At 69.8% G+C, this 12,495-nt stretch carries 10 protein-coding genes; all 10 read left to right on the top strand.

Going from position 1 to position 12,495, the window contains the following annotated elements:
• Positions 1 to 5 precede the first annotated feature (5 nt).
• Positions 6 to 1,421, top strand: coding sequence for a cell division protein FtsZ (gene ftsZ, locus OXN85_03730; protein ID MCY3599072.1), 1,416 nt, complete (start codon positions 6 to 8; stop codon positions 1,419 to 1,421).
• A gap of 4 nt (positions 1,422 to 1,425) precedes the next feature.
• The gene (locus OXN85_03725) at positions 1,426 to 2,709 is read left to right on the top strand and encodes a peptidoglycan DD-metalloendopeptidase family protein (GenBank protein ID MCY3599071.1); all 1,284 of its coding nucleotides are present in this window, start codon (positions 1,426 to 1,428) and stop codon (positions 2,707 to 2,709) included.
• On the top strand, positions 2,706 to 4,661 hold the full coding sequence (locus tag OXN85_03720; GenBank protein ID MCY3599070.1) for a VWA domain-containing protein: 1,956 nt from the start codon (positions 2,706 to 2,708) through the stop codon (positions 4,659 to 4,661). The genes OXN85_03725 and OXN85_03720 overlap by 4 nt, the downstream gene beginning before the upstream one ends.
• Positions 4,658 to 5,590, top strand: a complete 933-nt coding sequence (gene ftsY / locus OXN85_03715; GenBank protein MCY3599069.1) for a signal recognition particle-docking protein FtsY — start codon at positions 4,658 to 4,660, stop codon at positions 5,588 to 5,590. Before OXN85_03720 ends, ftsY begins: the two co-directional genes overlap by 4 nt.
• Positions 5,591 to 5,594: 4 nt before the next feature.
• The gene (gene recG / locus OXN85_03710; protein ID MCY3599068.1) at positions 5,595 to 7,733 is read left to right on the top strand and encodes an ATP-dependent DNA helicase RecG; all 2,139 of its coding nucleotides are present in this window, start codon (positions 5,595 to 5,597) and stop codon (positions 7,731 to 7,733) included.
• An 81-nt stretch (positions 7,734 to 7,814) separates the two neighbouring features.
• Positions 7,815 to 9,116: an asparagine--tRNA ligase gene (gene asnS / locus OXN85_03705; GenBank protein ID MCY3599067.1), complete on the top strand. Its 1,302-nt coding sequence runs from the start codon at positions 7,815 to 7,817 to the stop codon at positions 9,114 to 9,116.
• Between the two features lie 53 nt (positions 9,117 to 9,169).
• Positions 9,170 to 9,697 carry a RidA family protein gene (locus OXN85_03700; GenBank protein ID MCY3599066.1) on the top strand — a complete coding sequence of 176 codons (528 nt, stop codon included), beginning with the start codon at positions 9,170 to 9,172 and terminating at the stop codon, positions 9,695 to 9,697.
• Positions 9,698 to 9,734: 37 nt separating this feature from the next.
• Positions 9,735 to 9,938 (top strand): hypothetical protein, encoded by a 204-nt coding sequence (locus tag OXN85_03695; GenBank protein MCY3599065.1) that lies wholly within the window; start codon positions 9,735 to 9,737, stop codon positions 9,936 to 9,938.
• Positions 9,939 to 9,996: 58 nt separating this feature from the next.
• Positions 9,997 to 11,145, top strand: a complete 1,149-nt coding sequence (locus tag OXN85_03690) for a 6-bladed beta-propeller (GenBank protein MCY3599064.1) — start codon at positions 9,997 to 9,999, stop codon at positions 11,143 to 11,145.
• A gap of 276 nt (positions 11,146 to 11,421) precedes the next feature.
• The coding region (locus OXN85_03685; protein ID MCY3599063.1) for a hypothetical protein at positions 11,422 to 12,495 on the top strand (1,074 nt) is incomplete at its 3' end.

The raw sequence follows: 12,495 nt of genomic DNA, 5'->3' as shown, positions 1-12,495 counted from the left end.
GACACATGGTCTTTGCATTCGACGAAAACGGCGTGCGTAACGCAAAAATGAAGGTCGTCGGCGTGGGTGGCGCCGGCGGCAACGCGGTCAACCGCATGATCGATGAGGAACTCGAAGGGGTGGAGTTCATCGCGGTCAACACCGACGCCCAGGCGTTGAAGGAATCCGGCGCCCACCTGAGAGTCCAGATCGGGAAGGAACTCACGCGAGGCCTGGGGGCCGGCGCCCGTCCCGAGATCGGACGGCAGGCGATGTCCGAGAGTTCCGACGAGATACGATCTGTGATCGCGGGCGCGGATCTCGTCTTCGTCACGGCGGGGATGGGTGGAGGCACAGGCACGGGCGCGGCCCCGATCATCGGCGGCATGGCGCGCGAAATGGGGTCGCTCTGCATCGCGATCGTGACGCGCCCCTTCCACTTCGAGGGCAAGAAGAGGATGCGGTACGCGGAGATCGGGCTGCGCGAGCTTCGGCGCGCGGTGGACACGATGATCGTCGTGCCGAACGAGCGTCTGCTCGCGGTCGTAGGGAAGGAGATGACCTTCCGACAGGCGCTCAAGAAGGCGGACGAGGTCCTCCTGCAGGCGACCCAGGGGATCTCGGACCTGATCTCCGTGACCGGCGAGGTGAACGTGGATTTCGCCGACGTCCGTACAGTGATGTCGAACCGCGGGGCCGCCCTGATGGGAACCGGAACCGCGTCGGGCGAGGACCGGGCGGTGGAGGCGGCGCAGGAGGCCATTTGCTCGCCCCTCCTCGACAACGTATCCATCAACGGCGCCACGGGGGTCCTCATCAACATCAGCGGCGGTCCCGACCTGACGATCGATGAAGTCACGACGGCCAACTCGATCATCCAGGAGGCCGCGGGTGACGAGGGCGAGATGATCTTCGGAGTCGTGCACGACCCCCAACTCGAGGGCAAGCTCCGCGTGACGGTGATTGCGACGGGCTTCGGAGACATGGAGGGAGACGAGCCGGCGCCGATGGCCGAGAGGGTGATTCCCGTGAGTCAGGCGCCGCCGCGGTCGCGCGCCACCCCGGTGGTCATCGGGTCGAAGTACGGCGGTCCGAGTGTGGTCGACGACCGCTCCGCGCCCCCCGCGCCACCGGAGCCCGAGCCCCTGGATCCCCCCCTGGAAGTGAAGCGGGCGGACATTGCGTTCGAGGCGCTGGCGGCGGAGGAGCCGATGTCCGAGCCCGCGTCCGAGCCGGCGCCTGAAGCCGCGCCGGAATCTGCGCCGGCACTGGCGGAGGAACTGGCGGAAGAACTGGCGCCGCAACCTGCGGAGCAGCCGGTGTCCGAGGAGGTGACGCCGAACGCGGAGCCGGAAGTGCCGGACCGCGACTCGTGGACCGATGCCCGCGTGGAGTTCGAGGATCTCGAGATCCCGACCTTCATACGGCGACAGATGGATTGAGCGCTTGAGAACAAGACTCTCTACCGCGGTTGGGTTAGCCCTCGCCGGGATTCTGATCCTCGGCTGGGCCGCGTTCGGTCCCCGGGCCGAGCGGCCCGAGGACGTCAAGGTCGTCAACGTGCCGACGCCGCCGGCGCCCCTCGCGCTCGTGCATCGTCTGCGGCGGGGCGAGACGCTGGGGGATGTGTTCGAGGACCATGGCCTGGGTCCCGCGGCGACGCACGCCATCGTGGAAGCGATGGTCGAATTCGAGAGTCCGCGCCGGCTGCGGCCCGGCGTCGCGATTCACTTCGTGCGCAGGCCGGGCGAGCCTCCGGCGCGCATCCGCGTCGACCTCGACGCCGACCGCATCCTCCATCTGTGGTCGCGCGGCGAAGCCGCACCTCTGTGGTCGGGCCGGCTGGACTCGGTGCAAGTCGTGCGGGACACGCTCCTCCTTGCGGGTCTCATCCGGTCGAACCTGTTCGACGCGGAGTTGTCGGGAGATGTGGAAACGCTAGGCGACGCCGAACGCTTCGATGTGGCGTACCGGATCTCGCAGGTGTTCGCGTGGCAGATCGACTTCTGGCGCGATCTGCGGCGGGACGATGCATACCGGGTTCTCATCGAGCGCGAAGTGCGGCCGGATGGATCCGTGCGGGATGCCAGGGTGCTCGCCGCGGATTTCCGGAACGACCGGCGGGTCCTCACGGGCGTGCGATTCGAGCATGTCCCGGACGAGCGCGCCGAGTACTACGACGAAGCGGGCGAAGCCCTCCGGGGTCAGTTCCTGCTCGCGCCCCTGGACATCGTCCGCGTGACGAGCGCCTTCAACCTCAGGCGGTTCCACCCGGTGCTGCGGCGCACTCGACCGCACCTCGGCGTCGATTACGGGGCGGCGAGGGGCACGCCCGTGCGCGCGACGGGCGCGGGACGCGTCACTCGGGCGGGGTGGTGGGGGAACTACGGGAACGCCGTCGAGATCCGTCACGCGAACAATATCCGCACCCGGTATGCGCACCTGTCCAACGTCGCGCGCGGCGTCGCGGCCGGCACCCAGGTGGAGCAGGGGCAGGTCATCGGGTATGTGGGCGACACCGGTCTCGCGACCGCGCCTCACCTTCACTACGAGTTTCTCCGGAACGGCGCCCAGGTGAACCCGGCCCGCCTGCAGTTGCCCAGGGCCGAGCCGGTCCCCGCTGAGTTGCGCGAGCGGTTTGCGGCGCTTCGGCACGTCGTGCTGTCGCGGCTGCGGAGTCTTCCGATGCCTGTCCATCCCACGCAGCGCGCCCGCCGCACACAGGATTGAGCCCCGGCCTCTGGGTTCTCGTCGCGCTTGGCGCTGTCGTGCTCGTCGGCTGGGCCTATGGCGCGCGCGAGGAGCGTGTGGCGGGGCGCGCCGGTCCCGCCGCCGTCCGGGCCGCGGCCGTCTTCCTGATTCTCGGCGCCCTCGCGCTGCCCGCCCTGCGCGACAGCGGCGTCGGCGTCCCCGAACGCGTCGTGCTTCTCGACATCTCGCGCAGCATGACGCTGCCGGTCCGCGCCGGAGGGGCCGGCGGGACGACGCGGCTCGACTCGGCCCTGGCCCTTCTTCCCGGACTCGCTCCCGACCGGATCTACCTGTTTGGGGACCGTCCCGTCCCCGCCCGGCTCGATTCGCTGGAGGCGCTCGGCGCGGGGCACGACGCCAGCCGTCTGGAACCAGCTCTGCAGGCCGCGCGGCTGGGCGGAGCCGACAGCGTATGGGTGCTCACCGACGGCGAGTTGACGGACCGCGACGCCGCCCGTGAGACGGCCGCGGGTCTGGGCCTCGGGGTGCGCGAACTCCGCGTCGCCGCCGCCGAGCCCCGCGTGGCGCTCGCGGCGCTGCGGGCGCCGGAGCGGGCCCGGGCCGGCGATACCGTCCGCGCCACGCTCGAGTTTCACGCCGGCGGGGGATCGGGCGGCGAGGGCGAACTCCCCGACAGCGTGAGCTTCCAGCTCGAGCGCGACGGAACGGTCGTCGCGACCGTGCGTGCGCCCCGCCCCGCTCCCGGGCGGACGGGCCGCGCCGAAGTCGCCTTCGTGCCGCGCGACGAAGGCGCCGAACCCGTCTGGCGGCGCTACGAAGCCGTACTCACCGATCCACCGGACCCGTTCGGCGTCGCCGGCCGGACGGGCGCCTGGATCGAGGTCTCGGAGTCCTCCGCCGGGGCCGTACTCGTGTCGCTGGCCCCCGACTGGGAAGCCCGTTTCCTCGTGCCGGCCCTCGACCGGCTCGTCCTGGGTGGTGCGCGCGGCTATCTGCGTCTTGCCGACGGCCGTTTCGTCGAGATGGGCACCGGTCCCCGCGTCGTCGAGGGATCCCGGGTTCGCGAGGCGGTGCGGGGCGCCCGGCTGCTTGCGGTCCAGGCCTCGCCGGACGATCTCCCGCCGTGGCTGGCCGGCGCGCTGAGGACGCACGCGCGCACGCTCTTCTTCGCCGCGGGGCCGGGTGACGTGCCGGGGGTCGGGGCGCGCGTCACGGGTCCCCTGCCCGGGGAGTGGTATCCCGCCGGGGCGGTGCCGGCGAGCCCTTCGGCGGCGCTCCTCGCCGAGGCCGACCTGGATCTCCTGCCTCCCGTCCGCGAACTCTATGCCGTGGAGCCCGCGGGGACATGGTCGGCGATCAACGCGAGCCGTAACCGGCGCGGAGAGGGCAGGCCCCTCCTCACGGCGGGCGAAGATGGGACGCGCAGGTGGGCGCTGTCCGCGGCTTCCGACTGGTGGCGCTGGTCGCTGCGGGGGAGCGAGCCGCGCCGGGTCTACGAGGGCGTGTTCAGCGGCATCGTCGGCTGGCTCGTCGAGGACGCCACGCCCCGGCTGGCCTCGCTCGTGCGGACGCCGGCGCCCGGCGAACCGCCGGTGTGGCGCATCCGTCCCGGATCTTCCGATCTCACGATCCAGGTGCTCGATGAGGCGGGCGCGGAGGTGTGGAGCGATTCCGTCGCGGATCCACCGGCCGAAGTCGTGGGCGCCGGTCTCCCCGCCGGCCGCTACGACGTGCTCGTGACGGCGACCGGCCCCGAGGGACCGGTCGAACTCCGCCGGCCCGTCCACGTCGAACCCGACCCGCGGGAGTTTCTCCCCGGGCCTCCATCCGAACCGCTGGCCATCGTGGCGCAGCCCTCTCCCCGCCCGCCGGCCGAAGTCCGGTCGCCCCGGCCCGTGTGGCCATTCCTCCTCGCCGTTCTCCTTCTGTGCGGGGAGTGGGTGTGGCGGCACCGGATCGGACTCCGGTGACCGGAACGCTCCGCCGCTCCAAACGCGGCCTGTGGCGGCGGATCGTCGACTTCGCGCTCACGGACGTGAACACGCTGGTCGACGGCGGGCTCGACGGCGCCGCCTTCGAGCGACTGGAGGAAGTCCTGCTCGAAGCGGACTTCGGGGTCGACACGACGCTCGAGCTGGTCGAGGCGCTCGAGCGGGCGGCGAGCCGCGGCGCCATCGCGACGGAGGGCGATCTGCGCGATACGCTGAGGGCCCGGCTCGCCGAGACGCTGGCCGCCGCCGGGCCTCCCGCCGCTGCGCCGACCGCCTCGCCTCCGCGCGGCGACGGGCCGGGAGTCCTTCTCCTCGTGGGCGTGAACGGCGTGGGGAAGACGACGACCGCGGCGAAGCTGGCCGCGCGCCTGCAGGCCGAGGGCGGCCGCGTGCTGCTCGCGGCGGCGGACACCTTCCGGGCCGGGGCGCAGGAGCAGCTCCGGGCGTGGGCGGAACGGCTGCGGACCGACTTCGTCGGGGGAACGCCCGGAGCGGACCCGGCCTCGGTGGCGTTCGACGCGGTGGCGGCGGCGCGCGCGCGGGATGCCGACTGGGTGCTGGTCGACACGGCTGGCCGGCTGCACACGCAGGACGACCTGATGCGCGAACTGGTCAAGATCGATCGCGTGCTCGGCCGACAGGTGGAGGGCGCGCCGTACGAGCGGTTGCTGGTCGTCGACGCCACCTCCGGGCAGAACGTGATGAACCAGGCGCGACAGTTCGGGACGTCGCTCGACCTCACGGGCCTCGTGCTCGCGAAGTTCGACAGCACGGCGCGCGCCGGCACCGTCGTCTCCGTCGTGCGCGAACTCGCCGTGCCCGTCCGCTTTCTCGGCGTGGGGGAGTCCCCGGAAGACCTCGAGACGTTCTCGCCCGACCGCTATCTCGACAAGATCCTGGAGCCGTGATCCGGTGAAGGGCGGGCGTTCCATCCTGCGGGGATCCGTGCAGTACCTGAAGGGTGTGGGCCCCCGGCGGGCGGAACGCTTCGCGAAACTCGACGTGCATACGGGCCGCGACCTGCTCTACCACCTTCCGTACCGGTATGAGGACGCGACCACGGTCGACGCGATCTCCGAGCTGAAGGTCGGCCAGGATGCGACGGTCATCGGGCGCGTGGTCTCGAAGGGCGTCATCCCCACGCGCCGCCGGCTGCGCGTCTTCCGGGCCGTGATCCGCGACGGGAGCGGCCACATCGAGTGTGCCTGGCCGGGGCGCCCGTGGCTCGACCGCACGATCGACAAGGGCGACCTGATGCTTGCCTCCGGACCCGTGCGCTTCTACCACGGCCGGCAGCTGCAGCCGCGCGAGCACATCGTGCTGAGCCGGGCCTCCGACGAAAGAGGCGCCTCCGGCGACAAGTCCGCCGAACGGTCCGTACCCTCCGGGGAGCGAGGGGAGCGTGCGGCCGCGGGGCGGGTGTTCCCCGTCTACCCCGCCACCGAAGGGCTCACGCACCGGCAGATCCGCGCCGTCATCCACCTGAACCTCGCAAGCCTCCTCTCCGACCTCGGAGACGAAGACCCGATTCCCGGTGACTGGCTGAAGGAACTGTCCCTCCCCCCGCTCGCGGAGGCGCTCCGCACGCTGCACCGCCCGCCAGCCGTCTCCCGGGTCGAGCCCTGCCGCCGTCGCCTCGCCTTCGAGGAACTCTTCTTTCTCCAGCTTCTCCACGCCCGAGCCCGGGCGCGCCTTCGCCACGAGGTCCGCGGCGTCGCCTTCGACGCCCCGCCCACGCTCACGCGCTCGCTCCTGAAGGCCCTCCCCTTCAAGCTCACCGCGGCCCAGCGCCGCGCCTGGTCCGAGATCGAGGCCGACATGGCCCGGCCTTCGCCGATGAACCGCCTGCTGCAGGGGGATGTGGGGAGCGGGAAGACGGTCGTGGCCGCGCTCGCCATGCTCAAGGCGATCGAGGCGGGGCGGCAGGCGGCGATCATGGCCCCGACCGAACTGCTGGCGGAGCAGCACCGGCGCACGTTCGAGAAGATGCTCGGCCCGCTCGGCCTGGAGCCCGAACTCCTGACCGGCGCCGTCACGGGGAAGGCGCGGCGGCAGGCTCTGGAGCGGATCGCGGCCGGCGACGCGCGCCTCATCGTCGGCACGCACGCCCTGATCCAGGAAGGCGTCGACTTCGCGGCCCCCGGGCTCGTCGTCATCGACGAACAGCACCGCTTCGGCGTGGAACAGCGCCGCCGGCTCCGGGAGAGCGGCGAGGCCCCCGACGCCCTCGTGATGTCCGCGACGCCGATCCCCCGCAGCCTCGCCCTCGTCCTCTACGGCGACCTCGACCTCTCGATCATCGACGAACTTCCCCCCGGCCGCCGCCCGATCCGAACCGCCGTGCGCGGACCCGACAGCCGCGATGCCGCGTTCGACTTCCTCGGAGACCAGCTCGCCCAGGGCCGCCAGGCCTACGTCATCTACCCCCTCGTCGAGGAGTCCGAGACCCTCGAGGTCCGCGCCGCCACGGTCATGTTCGAGCAGCTCCAGGCCCGTTTCCCGGACATCGCCGTGCGGCTCCTGCACGGACGCCTCTCCTCCGCGGAGAAGGACGAGGCGATGCGGAGCTTCCTCGCGGGCGACACGGGCCTCCTCGTCGCGACCACCGTCATCGAGGTGGGCATCGACGTCCCCAATGCCACCGTGATGATCATCGAGGACGCCGAGCGTTTCGGCCTCGCCCAGCTCCATCAGCTGCGAGGCCGCGTCGGGCGGGGTGCCGAGCAGTCCTACTGCATCGTCTTCCACGCCTCCGAAACGCCGTCGGAGCGGCTCGTCGCCTTCGAGAAGAAGACCGACGGCTTCGAACTCGCCGAGGAAGATCTCCGGATCCGCGGCCAGGGCGACCTCTTCGGCAAGGAGCAGCACGGCGCCGTCCTCCTGAGGTTCGCGCAACTGGACCGCGACATCGACCTGCTGGAAACCGGGCGCCGGCGGGCCCGCGCCATCGTCGAGGCGGACCCCGGGCTCTCGAAGCCGGCCCACCGCCGGTTCCGCCACGAACTCGATCTCCGTTACGCGCGGCGGGAGGCGCTCTACCACGTCGGCTGACCCGGCCGGCACCGCGGCGGCCGCGTTCGCCCCGTCCTGCGTTTGCCCCGTCCCGAACGGAGCCGCAACTTGTCGCCGCACATGTCCGAACACACCGTCACCATAAGCGAGTTGCCCGCCCACATCGGGGACGAAGTCCGTCTCCGCGGCTGGGTCCGGCGCCTCCGCTCCAGCGGCAAGATCGCCTTTCTCGTGCTTCGCGACGGCACGGACGAGGTCCAGTGCGTCTTCGTCCGCAACGAGATCCCGCCCGAAACATGGGAACCGCTGACCACGGTGGGGCACGAGGCGTGCGTCGCCGTGACGGGCGTCGTGCGCGCCGATACCCGCGCCCCCTCCGGCGTCGAACTCACCGCGTCGGGCTTCGAGGTGCTGGGGCCGTCGGTCGACTTCCCGATCCAGCCCAAGGAGCACGGCGTCGACTTCCTCCTGGAGAACCGCCACCTCTGGCTCCGGAGCGCGCGGCAGATCGCGATCATGCGCATCCGGGACGAGGTCATCCGCGCAATCCACGACTTCCTCCACCACGAGGGCTTCGTTCACGTCGACACCCCGATCCTCACCGGAGCGATCGGCGAGTCGGCGGGCACCCTGTTCGAGACGGAGTACTTCGATCTCGGCACCGCGTACCTCGCGCAGACGGGGCAGCTCTACGTGGAGGCCGCCGCCGCGGCGCTCGGCAAGGTGTACTGCTTCGGCCCCACCTTCCGGGCCGAGAAGTCGAAGACGCGCCGGCACCTGACCGAGTTCTGGATGGTGGAACCCGAGGCCCCCTGGATCGACTCCGACGGGAACATGGAGCTCCAGGAGCGCTTCATCTGCTGGATCGTGAAGCGCGTCCTCTACAACCAGCGCGATCAGCTCGAGGCGCTGGGCCGGGACATCTCCAAGCTCGAGGCCATCCAGCCGCCGTTCGACCGCATCAGCTACACCGACGCCGTCGCCTTCCTGCAGTCGAAGGGGAGCGACATCGAATGGGGTTCGGATCTCGGCGCGACGGCCGAGACGCTGCTCGTCGAGGGCCGGGACAAGCCGCTCTTCGTGTTCGACTATCCGAAGGGGGTCAAGGCCTTCTACATGAAGGAGAACCCGGAGGATCCCCGCACGGTGAAGTGCAACGACATGCTCGCGCCCGAGGGATATGGCGAGGTGATCGGCGGCAGCCAGCGGGAGGACGACCACGACAAGCTCCTGGCCCGCATCCGCGAGGAAGGACTCCCGGAGGCGTCCTACGACTGGTACCTGGACCTGCGAAAGTACGGGACCTTCACGCACAGCGGGTTCGGGCTCGGGATCGAGCGCACGGTGACATGGATGTGCGGAATCGACCACCTGCGCGAGACGATCGCGTTCCCCCGCATGATGACCCGCATCACTCCGTGAACCGGCCCTTTCACATGTGTCAGGCCATCTCGACAGGTTTCGAAGGAGGAGAAATGACCAGGAAACAGCTTCCCGCCACGGCTCTGGCGCTCGTTGCGGCTCTCGCGCTGCTCGGGACGGCCCTCATGCCTGCGACGCCGCTCGCGGCGCAGGAACACGCCGAGATGTCCGCGATGATGCACTCCGTCGAGTACCTGGGCGGCCGCCCCAACTCGCCCTTCTCCGAGGCCGTGCGGGTCGGGAACGTCCTCTACCTCTCCGGCAAGCTCGGCACCGTGCCCGGCGAGGGGCTGGTCGAGGGCGGAATCATCCCCGAGACGCAGCAGACGATGCGGAACATCGGGGACGCTCTCGAGCGCTACGGCTCGTCGCTGGACCAGGTCGTGAAGTGCACGGTCTTCCTGGCCGACATCGCGGACTTCCGGGACATGAGCCGCACGTACATGGAGTTCTTCCCCAACGATCGGCCGGCGCGCAGCGCGCTGGCGGTGGGCGGCCTGGTGCTGAACGCGCGGGTCGAGATCGAGTGCATCGCCACCGTCGGCCTCCCCGGCGGCGATGACGGGGACGGCGGCTCATAGCGGCCCGGCGCGGCCCCATGATTCGGCGCACCGCCCCGTGATCCGGCTCACCTGGCTCGGCTTCGTCGTCGGCGCGATCGTGTTCGCGGCGCTCGGGATGTGGATGAACACCCAGATCAGCGCCCCGATGTTCTCGAACCCCGGCCCCGTCGGCATCCTCGCCCTCATCGGCGGCACGACGTCGGCCCTCGTCAGCCCCCTCCTCCTCCGCCGCCTCGAAGCCCGCCGCCGCCGCAAATGACGAAGACGATGCGAACCGCCTTCCGGGAATCTCGAGGCGTTGCCCCGAGACCCCGATCATGAGGGGTCTGCTTCTCGGATGCGCGCTGGCGCTCGGTGTCGCTCCGGTATCCGGCCAGGTCTCGGGCCGGATACCGGAGTGGACGCTCGAGCGCGGCGTAACGATCGGAAGCGTGGACGATCCGGTTTACGGACTGTCAAGGGTCGGCTGGGTCCTCGCCGATGACCAACACGTGTTCGTGCTGCAGCCGCAGGACGGCAAGGTGCGGGTTTTTTCGCGCGCCGGAGAATTCGTTCGCGACCTCGGCCGTCGAGGGGAGGGGCCCGGCGAGTTGATGCGGCCGAACCAGATGGGGTGGCATGGGTCGCGACTGTGGGTGACGGATCCGATGTCGGCGCGGCTTACGTTCTTCGACGTAGCGACCGGCGAAGCGGAGACCATCCAGTATCGGGCCGACGTCCCGGGATCGTTTCAGCGATGGATCCCGTTAGCCGTACTCGCCAACGGCCGCGTTGTCGCATCTCCCGAACTCACGACGCCCTCCGGAGGGCTGCCGACTGTGTCGGAAATTCCCGTCATCGTCACGGAGCCCGATGGGACCCTGCCCGACACGCTGGCTCGACAATCGATTGTCGGCCTCTTCCGCAAGATCACCGCCGGGCTGGCTGTCGGCGAGTCATGGGTCGTTTCGCCGATTCAAGACCAGGACCTGATAGCCTTCGCTCCGGACGGATCGAGCGTCGTTCTGGTGAAGCGTCAGAGTTGGGACGGGCGCACATCCCCCGCGGAGTTTGAAGTCACGAGAATCGACCTTCACGGCGACACCGTGTACCGGCGAAGCTTCGAATATGAGCCCCGCCCCGTGCCACCGGACTTCTTTGATGACCGGATCGCCAGTTCCATAGATAGGCCAAGCATCAACAATCGGAGAGCCCACGCCCGCGCCCTGCGCGAGTTCTACGAGCAACACCGGTACTTTCCCCCCGTGGCGTCCGTCGAGGTGGGGAACGACGGAACCACCTGGCTGGCAGGATTGAGAGAAGAAAACGGTGACCGCGAGTGGCTGGTGCTCGATGGCTCGGGATCGGCCATAGGCCGGCTTCGGCCTCCCGGTGGAATCCTGTTCGCGGATCTGACCGAATGCTGGGTCGTGGAGAGGGATGCCCTCGACATCCCGTACGTCGTCCGATACGACGTTGTCCGGTAACCCCCGGCTCTAGTCGGGGCAGTGGTGCCGGAGCCTTATCCCGTCTCTCCGGGCTTGGCGAGGCGCCGCCGGGTGCTGGCTTAACCCAGTAATCGTGTTCCTCAACCCGATCCCGAAGGAGAGTGAGATGAACTCATGCTGGCACGCGTACTCTCTGGAGGCTTCCCGGACTTACAACGACTGGAGGGAAATCCAGGGGGCTTCACCCGACGATGCCATGTCCGAGGCGCCGGCCCACCTCGACGAGTGCATGGAGGGCTGTGAGGGGCCGTATTAGTGTCCAATAAGCGTCGTCAGGCCGCGCTCGCCACTGCGCTGGCCGCCGCCGCGTGTGGTGAGCCGGTCGATATCGCAATTCAGCCAATCAAGCTCGACAAGGTCGCCTCGGCGCCGGCACCGCTGAGCGTACGCAGTGGGCTCACTCTTCTGCGCGGCGGTGCAGCATGTGTCATCGACTCGTACTGGCACCGCGTGATCTGCATTGAGCCCGGCGGCGAGGCTGTCGAGTTTGGTACTGAAGGAGAGGGACCAGGCGAGTTCACGTTTCCGGGCGACGTACTTCGTGGCCCGTCAGGTACGGTTGGCGTAGTTGATCGGCGACTGCACCGCCTGTCGCTGTTCTCCGGGTCGGGGGAGTTCCTCGCTTCCACGGGAGGGCTCCCTGACCGGTTAAGCGCCAGCGGCCGCGAGGCGATGGACGGGACAGTGCTTGGGTGGTACAGGAGGCTCGACTCAAACGGCGACCGGCCGGTCGTGCAGGCGGAGATCGACGTAGCGACGGGTCGCGTCGAGTGGGCGCGAGCGTTCCCGCACGAAGCGGAGGTCGTGAGTTGCTCGACGCCTCTGCAGAGGACCCGTCGGCTGGCGAACGGCGACGGAAGCGGCGATCTCCTGTTCCTGGCCTGCTACGGCGAGGTTCTCGTCTGGTACGCGGATCGGGACGCGGAGGGGCCCACCGCGATCGTGCGGTCCCCGACGTATGTGGAGCGATACCCGACCGCGGAGGACGTGGCGTCGGAGCTACGGACCCTGCGGTCGGCGCCCTGGGCTCCCGACGAGGAGGAGATCCGGGCCAGACCGAAGGAGTGGTACGGGGCGAGAGTCGTGGACGACCAGCGGCAGTTCTGGGCGGTGTCCCACTGGAATGCGGGGACCGACGTGATCCCCCCGCTCAGCTACATTGACATGTTTCGGCTCACCGACGAAGGTCCCGAGTACGCGTTGACGCTGCAGGTGGCGGACAAGGTCTTGGGGATGGATGTCCTCGGGGACACGCTCGCAGTTCTCGTCGTGCGGGATGCCGGCGGTGTAGTGCCGGAGCGCCGCGTGGACTGGTACGATGTCGAGTGG

This window comes from Candidatus Palauibacter australiensis (assembly GCA_026705295.1).
GTDB lineage: Bacteria > Gemmatimonadota > Gemmatimonadetes > Palauibacterales > Palauibacteraceae > Palauibacter > Palauibacter australiensis.
The sequence above is the reverse complement of the archived record's forward strand: the minus strand, read 5'-3'. Positions and strand labels throughout refer to the sequence as shown.

Excerpts from the sequence above, each read along its gene's own strand:
- asnS (MCY3599067.1), top strand. The coding sequence starts at position 7,815 with ATGTCCGAACACACCGTCACCATAAGCGAGTTGCCCGCCCACATCGGG.
- OXN85_03690 (MCY3599064.1), top strand. The coding sequence starts at position 9,997 with ATGAGGGGTCTGCTTCTCGGATGCGCGCTGGCGCTCGGTGTCGCTCCG.
- ftsZ (MCY3599072.1), top strand. The coding sequence starts at position 6 with ATGGTCTTTGCATTCGACGAAAACGGCGTGCGTAACGCAAAAATGAAG.
- OXN85_03700 (MCY3599066.1), top strand. The coding sequence starts at position 9,170 with ATGACCAGGAAACAGCTTCCCGCCACGGCTCTGGCGCTCGTTGCGGCT.